Origin of the sequence: Vreelandella massiliensis (genome assembly GCF_900155385.1) — a bacterium.
Lineage (GTDB): Bacteria > Pseudomonadota > Gammaproteobacteria > Pseudomonadales > Halomonadaceae > Vreelandella > Vreelandella massiliensis.
The window spans coordinates 1560443-1578466 of record NZ_LT699745.1 but is presented as its reverse complement, the minus strand read 5'-3'; the positions used below and the strand labels follow the sequence as shown (position 1 = coordinate 1578466).

At 57.0% G+C, this 18024-nt stretch carries 13 protein-coding genes, 1 tRNA gene and 1 other RNA gene; 5 read left to right on the top strand and 10 right to left on the bottom strand.

Annotated elements, in window-relative coordinates; all coding sequences use genetic code 11:
• Nucleotides 1–5 precede the first annotated feature (5 nt).
• The 3 genes from BQ9846_RS12060 to BQ9846_RS12050 all read right to left on the bottom strand — a co-directional run bounded on the left by BQ9846_RS12060 (nt 6) and on the right by BQ9846_RS12050 (nt 2479).
• The gene (locus BQ9846_RS12060; protein WP_075881202.1) at nt 6–722 is read right to left on the bottom strand and encodes a C39 family peptidase; all 717 of its coding nucleotides are present in this window, start codon (nt 720–722) and stop codon (nt 6–8) included.
• Between the two features lie 51 nt (nt 723–773).
• The gene (locus tag BQ9846_RS12055) at nt 774–1208 is read right to left on the bottom strand and encodes a hypothetical protein (RefSeq protein WP_075881201.1); all 435 of its coding nucleotides are present in this window, start codon (nt 1206–1208) and stop codon (nt 774–776) included.
• A gap of 116 nt (nt 1209–1324) precedes the next feature.
• Complete coding sequence (locus BQ9846_RS12050; RefSeq protein WP_075881200.1) at nt 1325–2479, bottom strand: hypothetical protein; 1155 nt, start codon at nt 2477–2479, stop codon at nt 1325–1327.
• 655 nt (nt 2480–3134) lie between these two features.
• On the opposite strand from BQ9846_RS12050, the gene ehuB reads away from it, so the two are divergent.
• Entirely contained in the window at nt 3135–4019 is an 885-nt protein-coding gene (gene ehuB / locus BQ9846_RS12045; RefSeq protein WP_075881199.1) for an ectoine/hydroxyectoine ABC transporter substrate-binding protein EhuB, read from the top strand.
• Between the two features lie 216 nt (nt 4020–4235).
• On the opposite strand, the gene ffs is transcribed toward ehuB, so the two are convergent.
• The 3 genes from ffs to BQ9846_RS12030 all read right to left on the bottom strand — a co-directional run bounded on the left by ffs (nt 4236) and on the right by BQ9846_RS12030 (nt 5501).
• Nucleotides 4236–4332: signal recognition particle sRNA small type (gene ffs, locus BQ9846_RS12040), an RNA gene on the bottom strand.
• A 51-nt stretch (nt 4333–4383) separates the two neighbouring features.
• Nucleotides 4384–4460: transfer RNA gene (locus BQ9846_RS12035), tRNA-Met, on the bottom strand.
• Nucleotides 4461–4559: 99 nt separating this feature from the next.
• Nucleotides 4560–5501 (bottom strand): choline ABC transporter substrate-binding protein, encoded by a 942-nt coding sequence (locus tag BQ9846_RS12030; RefSeq protein WP_083651611.1) that lies wholly within the window; start codon nt 5499–5501, stop codon nt 4560–4562.
• Between the two features lie 224 nt (nt 5502–5725).
• Between BQ9846_RS12030 and betI the strand changes: the two genes are divergently transcribed.
• From betI to BQ9846_RS12010, 4 genes are all read left to right on the top strand, one after another.
• Nucleotides 5726–6331, top strand: a complete 606-nt coding sequence (gene betI, locus BQ9846_RS12025; RefSeq protein ID WP_210433189.1) for a transcriptional regulator BetI — start codon at nt 5726–5728, stop codon at nt 6329–6331.
• Nucleotides 6332–6385: 54 nt separating this feature from the next.
• Nucleotides 6386–7855: a betaine-aldehyde dehydrogenase gene (gene betB, locus BQ9846_RS12020; protein ID WP_075881197.1), complete on the top strand. Its 1470-nt coding sequence runs from the start codon at nt 6386–6388 to the stop codon at nt 7853–7855.
• 23 nt (nt 7856–7878) lie between these two features.
• Nucleotides 7879–9552: a choline dehydrogenase gene (gene betA, locus BQ9846_RS12015; RefSeq protein ID WP_075881196.1), complete on the top strand. Its 1674-nt coding sequence runs from the start codon at nt 7879–7881 to the stop codon at nt 9550–9552.
• Between the two features lie 177 nt (nt 9553–9729).
• Nucleotides 9730–12234 carry an acyl-CoA dehydrogenase gene (locus tag BQ9846_RS12010; protein ID WP_075881195.1) on the top strand — a complete coding sequence of 835 codons (2505 nt, stop codon included), beginning with the start codon at nt 9730–9732 and terminating at the stop codon, nt 12232–12234.
• A 55-nt stretch (nt 12235–12289) separates the two neighbouring features.
• On the opposite strand, the gene glpK is transcribed toward BQ9846_RS12010, so the two are convergent.
• The 4 genes from glpK to cobA form a co-directional block, all read right to left on the bottom strand.
• A complete protein-coding gene (gene glpK / locus BQ9846_RS12005; RefSeq protein WP_075881194.1) occupies nt 12290–13783 on the bottom strand; it encodes a glycerol kinase GlpK in 1494 nt (497 codons plus the stop codon).
• 73 nt (nt 13784–13856) lie between these two features.
• Nucleotides 13857–15689, bottom strand: coding sequence for an SLC13 family permease (locus BQ9846_RS12000; RefSeq protein ID WP_075881193.1), 1833 nt, complete (start codon nt 15687–15689; stop codon nt 13857–13859).
• 175 nt (nt 15690–15864) lie between these two features.
• Nucleotides 15865–16893: a coiled-coil domain-containing protein gene (locus tag BQ9846_RS11995; protein WP_075881192.1), complete on the bottom strand. Its 1029-nt coding sequence runs from the start codon at nt 16891–16893 to the stop codon at nt 15865–15867.
• A 179-nt stretch (nt 16894–17072) separates the two neighbouring features.
• Entirely contained in the window at nt 17073–17867 is a 795-nt protein-coding gene (gene cobA, locus BQ9846_RS11990; protein ID WP_268874696.1) for a uroporphyrinogen-III C-methyltransferase, read from the bottom strand.
• Between the last annotated feature and the right edge of the window lie 157 nt (nt 17868–18024).

The window sequence follows — 18024 nt, the reverse complement described above, 5'->3', positions numbered from 1 at the left end:
CCTTATCAACGGCCCATCTCATTTCTGGCGGGCAGCGTCAGCAGGCTAGCACCGATGTTGGAGCGGTTCACCCCGCTCGCCAGCGGTGAATCGGGACGCACAGCCCAATCCTGCTCATGGTTGAAATATTGCTGGGCAGTCTCGATCTCTTCGCGCGCCCCAAGAACCGTGCCGTTCCAAATGGACTCAAAGTGCTCCCTGGGCACCACCTGGGTGCCCACTGCGGGATCGCCCACCAAAATATTATTAGCATCGATACCTTTTACAACGACGAAATGCTTGTAGCCCCCTGTATCCACCATGGTAATCGCTGGCACTCCAATTTTAATGAAGTCATCCAAACTGATTTTAAACCCATCAGCATTAAGCCCCTGTGCATCCAAGTACCGCTTCATATCGAGCATGGAAAAGCCATGACGTTGAATCTGCTCAGCATCGCCAGCACGAATCATACTCTCAAAGACTTCTGCCTCGGTCGTCTCACGCTGGTAATGAAAAGTCAGCAGAGTCGCAACAGACGCAGAACCACAACTGAAGTCATACTGCTGCAAAACCACCCTTTCCAAGCCCTTCTCCTGCAGACTCTTGGCCTCGACCTGAAAGCTACCGAAACGATTGGCGATGGCAACCTGCCCGCCATGGGCGAGTGAAGTGGCGATCAGAGCGCCCCCAATGATAGAGAGAGACGCCATGCCACAGCAAAGTTGTCGGATCGATTTCATGGCAAGTCTTCCTTTTGGCCAGAAAGTGGTGGTGCCAAGCATTACCGCGGCTTAATTGGCGATAAAAACACTGATGCCTACGGCATTGTTGATAGAGTTTCCGTTGCCAGTCACGGCGCTAAAGATGCCTGTACCGCTATAGCTTCCCAGTGCGTCTGAGGCAAAGTTAATGTTGCCCGACATCATGTCGCCTCCGATATTAAAGTCGGTATCAGTCACCGAGGCCTTCATGTTTTGAACACTTTTCACCGTATTGAAATTGACGACTCCCTCACCTTCCCTGGCCCTCGCCTTATCCATTGCCTCAAGATCCACCCGCTCCAGGGTGGCGAAGCCATCCGCCTCAAGCGTATGGCGCTCATTGGCGTGGCTATTTGTTGTTGTCATCCCGAAAGCGATCAACACAACGATGAGTGTGATCGCAACTAACGGCATGCGGGGTCGTATTAATGTCGACTGAACTGAATGGACTGCTGACACTTTCATGGCCTTGGCTCCACGTATCCTGTCCCTATGGCTATTGCATTGAGGTAGCCGGTGGAGATCAACTCGCCCCCACCGGCTCCCGGCTCATCAAAGCAAAGCGCTTTTAGCGCCCTTAATCAGTTGCCGATACTCACGCCGCTGTGAGCCGCGACGTTGGTACCCGCCACCTGCGAGTTGTAGAGGCCAGTGGAGACGTTCATGTTGTTGATACCGCCGAACACTCCTGCCGCCACAGACACATTGGCCGCACCGGTTGCCAGGCTTGCAGCACCGCCATTGCCGCCATTGCCACCCACTCCACCGTTACCGGCCACTGCGGAGGCGCTACCGCCAGTCCCTTGGCCGTTGCCACCGTTGCCACCGCTGCCAGCACCGCCATTGCCGCTATTAGCCGTGGCCTGACCACCGTCGCCACCATCACCGCCGGTGCCAGAGCCGGAACCGCTGCCGGAGCCACTGCCAGAGCCGTTACCCGCGGTTCCACCCGCCACTGTGGAACTCGCCGTAGCGTCGCCATTGGTGCTATCACCATTGGTGGCCGTATTCGCGTTGTCGTCATCAAAGTCGTCGGCTGCGACGGACGCATAGCCTTGGGCAGTACCACCTTGGGCATCGGTGTTTCCATTGGTGCCATCAGCGTCACCGCCTTCGCCAAAGCCTTCACCGTACCCTTTGCCGTAGCCTTTACCTTTGCCACCCTCATAGCCATCGCCAGCATCGGCAGTCGCCTCACCACCGTAGCCGCCCCGGCCTTTGCCGCCATCGCCACCGGTTCCTTCGCCATAGCTATCGGCATAAGCGTCACCACCGGCACCACCCTCGGCTCCGGCTGCTCCCCTGCCGCCATAGACATTGATACGAGCACCACTGACTGCGGAACTCATCTCCTGCATTGAGATGACATTAGTGGAAGTGTTGTAGGACTCACTCATCGCCCAGGCATCACCGCCCCGGCCTGAAGTGCCACCCGCTCCACCCGTGCCAGTGCCGGTAGCGGCGCCGCCAGTACCGGTACCACTGGTGAGCGTATTGTTATCGGAACTCTCATCGAATTCGCCGTCGACGTTGGCATAGACACTACCACCATAGCCCTTGCCATATCCTTTGCCGCCGTTGGCGTCACCACTGCTGCCTCCAGTCGCTGTCGCTTGAGCGTCCACGTTTTGATCCACCTCTTCGGCGAATCCTGCACTTGGATTGGCATGCGCCGTTGAAATAGCCATCACCATGGCCAACAGAGGCGTGCCTGCTACAATAAGATACTTTTTCATGTCCATATCTCCATTTGAGTTGTCTGCTGCAGCCTGCGAACTCACCCACTATCCCTAATGGCTAATTCCCGCCCTTGAATAACGCGTCTTGCTCGCAGCCACCATCTCATGAGCATGATCCATGCCAGCTGAAACTTTGATCTTTGCAACTAATTGTAAACGTTAAATATATTTAAATGACTGACACTTGAAGATGCAAAACACATTGGCACATATCTTTGTCAATGGCGTGTAAATGCTTCATCTATGAAACGGTTATATTGGGAAAACACTTAATATTTCGAAAATTTTTAAAAAAAACAGCAACTTATACAACTAAAATAAAGTGACACGCTATTGTTACAGCAAGTAGTAGCGTTATAAACATACATTGGTGATTAACTACCTTCACAGCTTGTGCCCGAAAGTGGGGCTTATAATTACACTCAACCTGACATATACATTTAGCTTTTCACCCGAAAGATTTTTTCTATCCGCTGTTCTACGCTTTATGAATCGACTTAAAAGAGTCGATAGGAATATAACAAAACAAGGCTTTAACAAATCAAAATTAATACCTAGACATAAATAATGGCGCACTCCGCCACCGTCATCCGACACCAGAAGTGCCGCCTACAACAAACGGCGGGTCGCCCGATACTTGGGAGCAATAACAATGATTTATCCAACCATACTCCGCCGGGCTTTTTCCATTGGATTCATAAGCCTTCTGCTTTACATATTTACCTTTGCTGCTTTGGCACAAGCAGCCACTCTCCAAGAGATACGAGACCGTGGTGTTATTCGCATCGCTATCGCTGGCGAAGAGCCGTATGGCTACCTTAACAAGGAAGGCAAGGCTCTCGGAGTGGGGCCGGAAGTGGCTACACGCATACTCAAGAGTCTTGGTATAGAGCGTATCGAATGGGTGCAAACGGACTTTAAGAACCTTATACCTGGGCTAGAGGTGGGACGTTTCGACATGGCCGCGGCAGAGATGGCCATTATGCCCCACCGCTGCCGACGCGTTCTCTTCTCCAATCCCAACACCTCTTACGGTGAAGGGTTACTGGTACTCGCCGCAAACCCCAACCGCATCATAGCGTACGAAGATTTCATCGAAAGGCCGGACAACATCAAGGTCGCCGTTCAGGAAGGGACCACCACTCAAGCTATGTTCAAGGCCATGGGGATCGCCCCGGATCGCCTTCTGATTGTGCAGAGTCTCAAGGAAGCTGTTGATGCCATAACACGAGGCCGAGTTGATGCCTTCGCCGGCACCGGCATGACCGTAGCGAAAATGGAGGATATGAGCCCCGCAGTGGAGGCGGAATTCAATTTCGTTGACCCTATCATCGACGGTGAGGAGGTGCGCTACTGGGGTGGCTTCGCCTTCCCTCACGATGCCAGAGAGCTACGCGATGCAGTGAACGGGGAACTTAGGGAGCTAAAAAACTACGGCGATTGGAAACAGGTTCTGTCTCGTTACGGCTTTCTTATGAAGGACATCATCTACTCTTATCGCTTTAATAGTGAGCAACTGTGCCAAGAAAAAGGATGAGCCTTCTCATGCTGCTGATCTCTTTCGTATCAACCAGAACATAAATCCCGCATGAACGTCATCCCTGATAAGCCACTGCTTTGAAAACTGATGAGCAAAGCCATGGCAATGGAAGAGCAGTCGAAATGGAAGCAGGTACGCCACGGGAAAAGCAATTAATGTCAAAAAGCGGAGAATTCATGTGAGGCAGGTGAGAAACGACAAAAATGGAGGCGGCCCCAAAAGCCACATCCCGGCACACGCGTCCACCACTACCGTTGCTCCCTTCCGGGCCTGGCGGGGTTTGCAGTTTAGCGTTGCGGGAGGACCTAAGGGGCCACCATAGTCGCGCCCTGTGCTTAAACAGGCGCTTAAACGCTTGACGTGGTGGCTACGCCCTGATTTGAACAGGGGACCCCATCATTATGAGTGATGTGCTCTAACCAACTGAGCTACGTAGCCTTTCCGTCACAGCGGGTGCAGATTATGCCTATCTTGGTAGATAAAGGCAAGCCGGATATTGGCTTGCCTTTCTGCATTACGCGATAAGCTCAGTCGGTCTTACTGCAAAGCAGCGCGAACAGCCGACGCGCCCGGCTCACCGTCGATGGTGGTCACGCCATCAAGCCACTCATCCAGAAGCTCATCGTGGGCCTGAAGGTAGTCGCGTGCCGCGTCGCGCGGGTCTTCGCCCTCATCCATGATCTCGCCCATCAGCTGGTTTTCCATCTCCAGGGTGAACGTCATGTTGTTGAGTAGGCTGCCGACATTGGGGCACTCTTCGGCATAGCCACCGCGAGTATTGGTATACACCGTCGCTCCGCCCAAGTCCGGGCCGAAGTAGTCATCGGCGTCAGAAAGATAGGCGATATCGAAGTTGGTGTTCATCGGGTGCGGCTCCCAGCCCAGAAACACCATCCAGTCTTCATTGGGCACTCGCGCGCGCAGCTCAGCCAGCATCCCGGCTTCACTGGAATCAATGAGGCTCCAATCGCCTAGACCGAAGGCGTCGTCATCGATCATTTGCTGAATCAGCTCGTTACCGTCGTTACCCGCTTCAATGCCGTGAATTTGGCTGTCGAACTTTTCGGCGTGCTCGTCCAAGTCTTCCACCGAGGTCACGCCTGCTTCATAGACATACTGGGGTACGGCCAGGGTGTACTTGGCGCCCTCTAGGTTGGCGGATAACCGGTCGACGCTGCCCTCTTCCACATAGGGGTCGCTGATCGACGCCATTGACGGCATCCAATTGCCCAAGAAGACATCAAAATCGCCGTTTTTCATTCCCGAATACGCAATCGGCACGGAAACCGTATCAACACGGGTTTCGTATCCCAGCGCTTCAAGCACTTCGCTTGCCACCGCTGTCGTGGCGGTGATATCGGTCCAGCCCACCTCGGCAAAACGTACCGTTTCACACTGGTTGGCTTGAGCGGTAATCGGTAGGCCGGCGGCAACCAGCAGCGTACCCATCAAACGATAGCGGGAAGATAGCAGTGTCATATCAAACTCCTTAAACAAGTTGGCAAGCGACCCAGCGTGGCACGCCGAGCGATTCATCTACTGAAATCTTTTTATTGATTGAACGTTCAATAAAAAAATGTCACACTACACAGGTAATCACGCTTCAAGGTGAGTTTCAAGTCCGTTAGTGCGCCTTTAACGCTGACACACTCACGATACCGAACAGATAATCGCTGCTGCCGAACGTTGATCAGGAGAACAGTGTGCCGAAAATTGGAATGGAACCCATCCGCCGCCAGCAATTGATTCACGCGACCATGACCGCGATTGACGAGGTGGGGCTCGCTGAAGCCACCGTGCTGCGTATTGCCCGTCATGCGGGTGTCTCGGCAGGCATTATTAGCCACTACTTTGGCGGCAAAGACGGACTTTTAGAAGCCACCATGCGCCAGATTCTGACCGACCTCAGCGAAGCGGTAGCGGCGCGTCGTCGCGTACTCAGCGAAGACTCACCACGCGCGCACATTGGCGCCATCATCGAAGGCAACTTTGACCGCACCCAGGTGACCGGGCCCGCGGCCAAAACCTGGCTCGCCTTCTGGGCCAGCAGCATGCATAAGCCGATGCTTCAGCGGCTGCAAAACGTCAACGACCGACGCCTTTACGCCAACCTTTGTTACCAGTTTCGACGCGTCATGCCACGCGCTCAAGCGCGTAACGCGGCACGCGGCTTGGCCGCCATGATCGACGGCTTGTGGCTGCGCGGCGCGCTAACGCCAGAAGGCTTGGACGCTGAACAAGCGCGCACGCTGGCCCACGCCTATCTCGATCAGTTGTTGTCTCAAACATCCGCTCAGCCAACGGCTTGAAAGCGTTTAAGGCTTCGCCGTACCCCCTATTTTTTACATGAAAAGGAGCACCGCATGGCTGCACAAGACACCCTTCCGCTTTACATCGACGGCCGCCGTGTAGAGGCCACCTCTGGTGAGACATTTAACATCACCAACCCCTTTGACGGCAGCCTTCTGGCGACGGTAGGCCAAGCAAGCCAAGCTGACGTCGACAGCGCCGTGGCAGCCGCCAAGCGTGGCCAGCGCGAATGGGCCGCGATGAACGGTATGCAGCGTTCGCGCATTTTGCTGCGCGCCGTGGCGCTTTTGCGTGAGCGCAACGATGAGCTAGCGGAACTTGAAACCCGCAACACCGGCAAGCCGATTAGCGAAACCGCGAGTGTGGACATCGTGACCGGCGCCGACGCACTGGAGTATTACGCCGGCCTTGCTCCCGCCATCGAGGGCAGCCAGATCCCACTGCGTGATAGCTCCTTTGTCTATACCCGCCGTGAGCCGCTCGGTGTGATTGGCGCCATCGGCGCGTGGAACTACCCGATTCAAATCGCCTGCTGGAAAGCCGCGCCCGCCTTGGCCGCCGGCAACGCGATTGTATTCAAGCCTAGCGAAGTCACCCCGCTCACCACCATGAAGCTTGCCGAGATATTGACCGAGGCGGGCCTGCCGGATGGCGTGTTCAACGTCGTGCAAGGCGACGGCCGCGTCGGCGCGATGCTTACCGAGCACACGGACATCGCCAAAGTGACGTTCACCGGCGAGATGGGCACCGGTAAGAAAGTCATGGCCGCCGCCGGGAGTTCGACGCTCAAGGACGTCACCATGGAGTTGGGCGGCAAGTCACCGCTGATCGTCTTTCATGATGCCGACCTTGACCGCGCAGCGGACGCCGCCATGATGGCCAATTTTTACTCCAGCGGACAAATTTGCACCAACGGCACCCGCGTCTTTGTCGAGGCAAGCGTCAAAGAGGCGTTTGAAGCCAAAATCAAAGCGCGCGTTGAACGCATTCAAGCGGGCGACCCCATGGACCCCGCGGTTAACTTCGGCCCGCTGGTGAGTTTTGAGCATCAGGAAAAAGTGCTCTCCTACATTGCGTTGGGCAAAGAGGAAGGCGCGCGGGTACTGGTCGGTGGCGATGAGTGGAACAGCGGCCACTACGCGAATGGTGCCTGGGCCGCCCCCACCGTCTTTACCGACTGCAGCGACGATATGCGCATCGTACGCGAAGAGATCTTCGGCCCGGTGATGTCAGTCTTGGCGTTTGACGACGAAGCCGAGGTGATCCGCCGCGCCAACGATACCCCGTACGGCTTGGCCGCCGGTGTCTTCAGCGAAAGCCTTAACCGCGCGCACCGCGTCATTCATCAGCTGGAAGCGGGCATCTGCTGGATCAATACCTGGGGCGAGTCCCCCGCCGAAATGCCGGTCGGTGGTTATAAGGAGTCCGGTATTGGGCGTGAGAACGGCGTTGAGACACTTGCCCACTACACCCAGACCAAATCCGTGCAGATCGAAATGGGCCCGTTTGAGTCGGTGTTTTAAGACGTCTGTTTTAAGGAGCTTTTATGTCGCAATCACGCGAATTCGACTACATCATTATCGGTGCGGGCTCAGCGGGTAACGTCCTGGCCACACGCCTTACCGAAGACCACGACGTTAGCGTACTGCTGCTGGAAGCCGGTGGGCCGGACTACCGCTTTGATTTTCGCACCCAAATGCCCGCCGCGCTTGCCTACCCGCTACAGGGCAAGCGCTATAACTGGGCGTTTGAAACCGACCCGGAGCCGCACATGGACGGCCGCCGCATGGAGTGCGGTCGCGGCAAAGGCTTAGGCGGCTCCTCACTGATCAACGGCATGTGCTATATCCGGGGCAATGCCCTGGATTACGACAACTGGGCGAAAGCGCCAGGGCTTGAGGATTGGGATTACTTAAGCTGTCTGCCCTACTTCAAAAAAAGCGAAAGCCGCGATATTGGCCCCAATGCTTATCACGGCGGCGAAGGCCCGGTGAGCGTCACCACGCCCAAAGAGGGGAACAACCCGCTGTATCGCACCTTTATCGAAGCCGGCAAGCAGGCGGGTTACCCCGAAACGGAGGATGTGAACGGCTACCAGCAAGAGGGCTTTGGCCCCATGGACCGTTTCGTTACGCCCGGCGGGCGCCGTGCCTCCACGGCGCGCGGGTATCTCGACACGGCTAAGCAGCGCGATAATCTCACCATCGAGACCCACGCGGTCACCGATGTGATCGAGTTTGACGGCAAACACGCCGTCGGCGTGCGCTATGAACGCAAAGGCCAGCCGCAAAAGGCGTTTGCGCGGCGAGAAGTGCTGCTTTGTGGCGGTGCCATTGCCTCGCCGCAAATCCTGCAGCGCTCGGGCGTGGGTAACCCCGAACACCTCAACGCCCTGGATATCCCGGTGGTGCACGCACTGCCCGGCGTTGGGGAAAACCTGCAAGACCACCTGGAAATGTACATTCAGTACGAATGCAAAGAGCCTATTTCGCTCTATCCGGCGCTTAAGTGGTACAACCAGCCCAAAATCGGCGCCGAGTGGCTGCTCAAGGGCACCGGCATCGGCGCTAGCAACCAGTTCGAGGCGTGTGGCTTTATTCGGACCAGCGATGAAGAGCCGTGGCCCAACCTGCAGTACCACTTCCTGCCCATCGCGATTAGCTACAACGGCAAAAGCGCGGTACAGGCGCACGGCTTTCAGGCGCATGTCGGCTCCATGCGCTCCGATAGCCGTGGGCGAATTCGCTTGACGTCCAAAGACCCCCACGCCGCGCCCAGCATTCTGTTCAACTACATGTCGACGGACAAAGATTGGCAAGAATTTCGCGATGCGATTCGCATTACCCGCGAGATCATGGCACAGCCGGCGTTTGACCCCTATCGCGGCCGCGAAATCTCCCCCGGGCCGGAGGTGCAAAGCGATGCCGAGCTTGATAACTTCGTCAAGCAGCACGCCGAAACCGCCTATCACCCCTGCGGCAGCTGCCGGATGGGCGAAGACGAGATGGCCGTCACCGATGGCGAGGGTCGGGTCCATGGTCTGGAAGGACTGCGCGTGGTGGATGCCTCGCTATTCCCCGTGATTCCCACCGGCAACCTCAACGCGCCGACCATTATGCTGGCGGAAAAAATCGCCGACCGGATCAGAGGCCGCGACCCGCTGCCCCGCGCCAACGTCGACTACTATGTTGCCGATGGCGCCCCCGCTCGACAGCGCTAACGTTTAGCGCCGACCTCAAAACGCTGTGGCCTTTGCCACGGCGTTTTTTTATGCGCATCAGCCTCACACAACGCTTGCACTAAATGGCGCCGGTCTGCCAGTATTCAAACATCTGTTTAAAAGCGTGTGCCACCTCAACGCGCTCCCTCATAATGATACATACAAAGGAGTGATGCTATGTTCACCCTACTACTGATTGTCCTGGCCGCTGCCGGCCTGCTGATGGTGATGCGCCGCGAGGCGGGTGCGGCTGCCGCGTTGGCGGTACTCGCCGTGCTAGGCGTTGTTGGCCTGATGGTTGATGCCACCATAATCGCCATACTGCTCTTGATAGGCGCGGCCGCTATCGCGGTTACCGGCCTACCCACCCTGCGCCGCCGGTGGCTAACCCCGCGCCTGTTTGCGCTGTTCAAGAAAGTCGCGCCCAAAGTTTCCGATACCGAACGCACCGCGCTTGAAGCGGGTAGCGTCTCGTGGGATGGCGCGCTTTTCTCGGGCAAGCCTCAGTGGGAGAAGCTGCTGGCGTTTACGGATGATGGCTTACGCGACGACGAAAAAGGATTTCTTGAGACGCAATGCGCCAAGGCCGCCGGCATGTGTAACGACTGGAACATTGCCCAAGAGCGCGCCGATCTCCCTCAAGCGCTTTGGGACTACCTGAAAAAAGAGGGCTTCTTCGGCATGATCATCCCGAAGGAGTACGGCGGCTTGGGCTTTTCCGCCAAAGCACAGTCCCTGGTGCTGCAAAAGCTCGCGGTCAGCGAAACGCTGATGGTGACCGTGGGCGTGCCTAACTCGCTCGGCCCTGGCGAGCTGCTGTTGAAATACGGCACTCAAGCGCAGAAAGATCATTACCTGCCACGCTTAGCCGATGGCCGAGAAATTCCTTGCTTTGGCTTAACCGGCCCGCGTGCGGGCTCTGATGCCACCTCGCTCCCCGATACCGGGATGGTCTGCAAGCAGACGATCGACGGCAAAGAGGTGCTCGGCGTGCGGCTCAACTTTGAAAAGCGCTGGATCACGCTGGCCCCGATCGCCACCGTGGTCGGCCTCGCCTTCCGCCTTTTCGACCCTGAAAAGCTGCTGAGCGACGAAGAGGATCGCGGCATTACGCTCGCGCTGATTCCGCGCGATACCGAGGGCATGGAAATCGGTCGTCGACACTTTCCGATTGGCAGCCCGTTCATGAACGGCCCGATCAAGGGGAAAGACGTATTTGTCCCGCTCACGACCATCATCGGCGGAGAGAAAATGATCGGCGAAGGCTGGCGCATGCTGGTGGAGTGTCTCTCGGTGGGGCGCTGCATCACGCTGCCTTCCGGTGCCGCCGGCACCGCCCGTTACGCCCTGGGCTGGAGCGGCGGTTTTACCCGCATTCGTCGCCAGTTCAACGTGCCCGTCGCGGAGATGGAGGGGGTGCAGGAGCCCTTGGCGCGCATGGCGTCTCTGGCCTATATCTCGGCCGCCACCGTCTATCAAACGGCGAACCTGATCGATCACGGTGAGAAACCCGCCGTACCGTCGGCAATTTTGAAAAGCCAGCTGACCGAGTTCCAGCGCGACCTGTTAAGCGACGCGATGGACGTTCACGGCGGTAAAGCGGTCACGCTGGGCCCGCGTAACTATCTGGGTATTGGCTATAGCGCCAATCCGGTGGCGATCACGGTGGAAGGCGCCAACATCATGACGCGTAACTTGATGATCTTTGGTCAGGGCGCCATTCGCTGCCACCCTTACGTTCTCAACGAGCTCGCCGCGAAAGATGCCAACGACATGCAAGCGTTCGATAAGGCATTCTTTAGCCACGCGGGCCTGATCTTCGGTAACGCCGCGCGAGCCTTTACCCAAGGGTTCGGACTAGGCAAACCGGCCGTTCCCTTTGAAGGCCCCGCCAAAGCGTACGCCCAGGACATCGCTCGCCTCTCCGCCGGCTTTGGTTTGTGTGCCGATGCGGCCATGGCAAGCCTGGGCTCCGCCTTGAAAAAGCGTGAAATGCTCTCCGCGCGCTTGGGCGATGTGCTCTCCAACCTTTACCTGGCCTCCATGGTGCTCAAGCAGTGGCAAGCGGGGCAGCAAGCAGAGGGTGGACACGTAGAGGGTGAAGAAGCCCTGCTGCACTACAGCTGCCGCTTCTTACTCCAGCGCGCCGAGCAGGCGTTCGTCGAGATTTTCGCTAACCTGCCCAATCGGGCGCTGGGCAAAACGCTAAAAGTGATGGTGATGCCCACCGGGCGCCGCTGGGATAAACCCCACGACGACTTTGCCCGCGCTATCGCCAAGCGTGTGTCCACCGACTCAGCCCTGCGCGCTAAGCTGCTGGATAATACTTGGGATAAAGACGATGGCGACGAGAATAACCCGCTGGCCCGCTACAACGCCTTGCTGCACGATTACGAGCGCGCCGAAACGATCTACCGTACTCTCAACAAAGCCTACGCCAAGGGCGAATTGCCCCAGACGGCGCTACACCCGGAGCAGCGTATCGAGGCCGGCGTGGAAAAAGGCCTGATTAGCGAAGACGATGCGGCGTTCATGCGCGAGTTTGAAACAAAAGTGCTGGAAATGCTCACCGTTGATGACTTCGCCTACGACGCGTTCGCCAGCGATAAATCGACGCTGATCAACCATAATGCCGAACCTAGCACGACCATTCCCGCGGCGGAGGAAGCGTACGTCAAATAGCGTTTGACCATATCAATAGCCGGCCACCAAGGCCGGCTTTTTTTACGCCGCCCCCTTACTCGGTCGGCCCTGTGCGCACACGCGCCACCGCATCGAGCCAGCCCTGATAAAGCGCCTCCCGGTTTTTTTCGCTCATCCGGGGCTCAAAGCTTGTTTCGCACTGCCACAAGCCTTGAATCTCCTCAAGGCTTGCGTACCAACCCAGCCGCAGCCCGGCCAGATACGCCACGCCTAGCGCGGTGGTTTCAAGCACCGTGGGGCGGTCAACCTGAACGCCGAGCATATCGGACAAAAACTGCATCAACCAACTGTTCTTGACCATGCCGCCGTCGACGCGAAGTGTACCCGGGGAGAGGCCCATGTCATCGTGCATGCAGTGCTGCAAATCGCGGGTCTGGTAGCACACCGCTTGTAGCCCCGCCGCGACAATTTCAGCAATGCCGGTGTCGCGGGTGAGCCCTAAAATCGCCCCGCGCGCTTTTGGGTCCCAATGCGGCGCACCCAGCCCGGTAAACGCAGGCACCAGATAGACGCTATGCCCGCTGCGTGTTTCACGCGCCAAGGCTTCGGTTTCGGCCGCATCGGCAAACAGATTCAAGCCGTCGCGTAGCCATTGAACGGTCGCGCCGGCGACGAAAATACTTCCTTCCAGGGCATACGTCGGCGTGCCGTTGAGGCGATAGCCCACCGTGGTCAACAGACGGTTGTGCGATATCGCCGGCGTTTCTCCCGTATTGACGATCATGAAGCAGCCGGTGCCGTAAGTGCTTTTGCCCATGCCCGGCTGAAAGCACGCCTGGCCAAACAGCGCCGCCTGCTGATCACCCGCCACTCCGGCAATCGGCAGCGCCTTACCCAACCACTTTGGGTCGAGCGTGCCAAAATCGTCGCTGGAATCTTTGACCTCTGGCAGAACCCCCTTGGGAATAGTAAATAGCGCCAGCAGCTCATCATCCCACTGCTGGGTATGAATATTGAACAGCGCGGTGCGCGAGGCGTTGGTCGCGTCGGTGAGGTGTTGCCGGCCGCCGGTTAAACGCCAGATCAGAAAGCTATCCACGGTACCAAACGCCAGCTCACCGTTTTCCGCGCGCTCGCGAGCCCCGGGCACGTTATCAAACAGCCAGGCAAGCTTGGTGGCGGAAAAATAGGGGTCGATCAAAAGGCCGGTTTTCTCTTGCACGGCTTGGGTATGGCCTGCATCACGCAGCTTTTGACACGCCGCCGCCGTGCGCCGGTCTTGCCATACAATGGCGTTATGAAGCGGTGTGCCCGTGGCGCGATCCCAAAGCAGCGTTGTTTCGCGCTGATTGGTAATCCCCACCCCAATCACAGCGTCCACGGGAACATCCGCTTTCGCGAGCACGTCTCGGCAGGTGGCGATAACGCTGTCCCAAATCGCTTCCGGGTCATGCTCCACCCAGCCATCATGGGGGAATGACTGCGCAAACTCGCGCTGCGCAAGCGCTTTAATGCGTCCCTGGCGGTCAAACAGCACCGCCCTGGAGCTGGTGGTACCTTGATCTATCGCAAGCAAATATGTGGACATAGTGAGCCGTTACCTTGAGTAAAAGCGCCTTGATAGCCACCGTCGCCGTTTGATGGCTGGCAACCTGCGCTCGCTAGAGCGGCCAGACCCAGAGAATCATGGGCAAGGCCACGACCATCACCACCAACGAGAGCGGCAAGCCCAGTTTCCAAAAATCACCAAATCGGTAGCCGCCAGGGCCTAGCACCAAGGTGTTGGACTGATGGCCAATGGGGGTCAAAAACGCACACGATGCGCTCACTGCCACGACCATTAAAAAAGGGTCCAAAGAAGCGTCAAAGCCGTTGGCTAGGCTCGCGGCAATGGGTGCCATCAAAACGGCGGCGGCGGCGTTGTTGACGATATTGGAGAGCACCATCGAGAGGATAAAAAGCCCCGCTAGCGTCGCGACCACGGGCCATTCACTCCCAAACTGTAGCAATGCATCCGCGATCAGCTTGGCGCCGCCGCTGGTTTCCAGCGCCTGACCGACGGGGATCATCGCCCCTAATAGCACTATCACGGGCCCATCAATGGCCTGATACCCTTCGCGCAGTGGTAACACTCCCACTAGCAGGGAGCATAGGGCGGCCGTGCTCAGGGCGACCGCCGTGGGCAAAACATCGAGCAGCATGGCGGCAATGGCTAAAGCAAAAATCGTAATCGATAAGAGTAACTTACGCGGCTGCCCCAGATTGAGTTCACGCTTGGCCAGGGGTAGGCACCCGAGAGTGGCGAGACTCTCGTTGATTTCCGTCTCCCCGCCTTGGAGTAACAGCACATCGCCGCCCCGAAAGCGTATATCACGCAAGCGCTTCTTTAGGCGCGAGCCATCGCGCGCTACCGCGACCAGATGCAACCCAAACTGATGGTGCAGCCGCAGCTGACGCACGCTGCGATTGACCATCATGGAGTCGGTGCGCACCACCGCTTCAACCAGCTGCAAGCCTTTTGTGTCAACCCGCCCCTTACGCTGCTTTTCGTTTTTATCGCCTTCATCGCCTTCATCATCCTCACCTTCCGGCTCGGTTACGACGCTCAACCCAACCTTCTCTTCTAGTATTTTTAGCTCTTCAGGATCGGCTTCCAGCAGCAACACATCATCTTCTTTCAGAGTATCGTAGAAGTTGTTCCCCGCTCGGCGCTCTCCGTCACGCAGGACGGCCAAAACGGGAATGGTCTCGTCCACTTCGTCGCGAAGCTGCTGGAGCGTTAATCCCTTCGCTTTTGAATCGCCGCCTACTTGTAGCTCTACCAGGTAGTTGGCGGTATCAAACATATCCTCAGTGGTTGCTTGACCAGTGCGTTTGGGGGTTAGGCGCCAGCCAAGCAGAACGATAAAGAGAAACCCGACTAGCGCAACGCTTGCCCCAACCGGGAAGAAACTGAACATGCTGAAATTTTCTCCGGCCACGTCACCACGATAGCTGGAGATAATGATATTGGGCGGGGTGCCAATCAGCGTGGTCAAACCACCGAGCAGCGAGCCAAAGGCGAGCGGCATGAGCAAAAGCGAGGGCGAGGTATTGTGCTCACGTGCAAGCCGCATCGCGACAGGCAGCAGCAGGGCCAAGGCGCCGACATTATTCATTACCCCCGAAAGCACCACGACGGTGCCCACCAGCACAGCCAGTTGAAGCAGTAAACGCTCTCCCGCTTTGAGCATTTGATCGGCGATAATATCCACCACGCCCGCGCGCTCAAAACCACGACTTAACACCAGCACCGCCACCACCGTAATCACCGCGGGGTGGCCAAAGCCGTTAAACGCCTCATCCGCCGGGACCAACCCCAGCATGACCGAACCCAGCAGCGCGGCAAGGGCCACCAAGTCATAGCGAAAGCGCCCCCACATAAAAGCAAGCAGCGTAAGTCCCAGCACAAAAAATACCCATGTGCTTTGCGCTATCCCTAAATCCAACGCCATAGTGACCTCTTGTAGGTAAATATCCCCGTCAATCGAGCCGCTCAAAAAGCACTTTAAAATCAATTTATAACAAAACGGGCACCTGCTTTCACAGGTGCCCGTTGTTCTCGCCTGTGCCACATGATGGCGAGTGTAACGCGTTTATCAGCTTTTCTTCATGGGCTGTTTAGCGTTTTTAGTCGTTGCTGCTCTCGCTATCAGCTTGCTCATTTTGCCCATTTTCTGCTTCTTCGCTATCAACACGGTCTTGCAAAGCGGCAAGCTCTTCACGCCAATCTTCAAGCTGGGTGTTGAGACGTTCAAGTTGGGTTTCACGCTCGTCAATTTTGCTATTGAGGCCCGCGAGTTCATCGCGGCCAATATCGAGCGCGACCATCAGGTCATCTAACTCGTCGCGGGTAGCCGAAAGGCTCTGCTGCTCCTCTTCAAGCAGCGCTTGCAGCGACTCTACCTCGCTTTGCAGTTCATCCCGCTCGGCGGCAAGCGCATCGCGCTCTTCCACCAGCGCATCGCGCTCCTGTTGCAGGGCATTCAGCTCGTCGTTAAGAGACGTTAGCTCCTCATTGGCCGCTTCAATATCGGCATTCAGCGCTTCAAGGTCCGCTTCGGCCTGCTCGCGTGCCGCGACGGCTTCTTCACGCGCCTGCTCTGCCTGATCGCGCGCGTCAATGGCTTGCTGGCGAGCCTCTTCCGCTTCTTGAAGTGCTTGCTCAGCGGCGTCGCGTGCTGCTTCGGCTTCTTCCTTCTCAGCCTCGACTTCCGCGTACGTCGTGCGTAGCTCATCAAGACGGCTCTGCGTCTCTTCTATTTCGGCGTTGAGTGCGTCGAGCGCTTCTTGGCGGCTCTCCCGCTCGGACGCCAGCGCGGCTAGCTGTTCCTCAGCGCTGGCGATATCGTCTTGTGTCGAGGTTAAGGTCGCCTGCGCCTGCTCGGTCTCTTCCTGCACCGCCTGCATCTCTTCACGCAGTGATGCCAGGTCCATCTCGGCTTGCTCAACGTCGGAGAGCTCCGAGCGCAGCTCTTGACGCTCCTGCTCGGCCTCAGCGAGGTCTTGTTCTAACACGGCAATGCGATCTAGCCGGTCGCCGGCGTTGGATTGCGCCACAATCGCCCAGATCACCGCAATCGCCGCAATGCCCGCGATAGCCCTTACGCGATTATCCGACATAAGTGATTTGGCTGTGGGTTTATTGTCTTCTGTCATTGGTGCGTCCCTCTTTGGCAAGCGCTACCACAAACGGCAGCGAACGAGTGTATGCATGACGATTTAAATATCTCACCTAGTACAGCATACACAGCCATACATATCTGGCCAGTCGCGCTTTTCCACAAAGCGTTAAAACGTCTTACGTTTCGTTGCACTTATTGCTGCCATTGAGGTAATTAATTGACACATTGCAAAAGCGGCGGATGGCTTTGGTTAAAAAAACCGCTCGCCTCTCCCCTTGGCGCGTCAAACCATGCCAACGTCGCGTGAAGCGTTACCACATCACCCACGATCAATAGCGCGGGTGAGACGATTTCCCCGGCTAAAAAACGCTCAGGGAGGGCTCCCAGCGAGCCAATATCCACCTGCTGCTCGCGGGTAGTGCCATGCGACACCAGCGCCAACGGCGTATTTTTCGACAAGCCATGCGCCATCAACTGCTGGCTGATTTCACTTAGGCTCCCGAGGCTCATGTAGAACACCAGCGTTTGCCCGGGCCGCGCAAGGGATTGCCAGTCAAGGTCGCAGCGGCCGCTTTTTAAATGCCCGGTGACAAAGCGCACGGATTGGGCGTGATCGCGGTGCGTTAGCGGAATCCCGGCGTAGGCCGCGCAGCCCGAGGCAGCGGTGATCCCTGGAATAACTTCCACGGGGATCTGCTCTGCTACGAGGGCTTCCAACTCCTCGCCGCCACGGCCAAAGATAAAAGGATCGCCTCCCTTTAAGCGCACCACCGTATTGCCGGCTTTGGCCCAATCCACCAGCGCTTGGTTGATACTCCCCTGGGCGACACTATGGTGCGAACGTGCCTTACCCACATAGAACCGACGCGTTCGTTCGGGAATCATATCCAGCACTTCTTGGCTCACTAGGCGATCATACAGCACGATATCGGCGGACTGCAGGCGGCGGTACGCCTTCAGCGTCAATAGCTCAGGGTCGCCGGGACCCGCGCCCATCAAGCTCACGATGCCTGGGGCTTGATAGGAAGTTGAATCAAAAAGAGCCAAATGACACCTCGCGTGGGATAAACGATTTCCATCAGGCACTACGTTAGCGAATCTAAAAAAGATCAAAAAGGAATAAATAATAAGATTAAAAGCACAAAAAAGAATATAAAACGCTCTG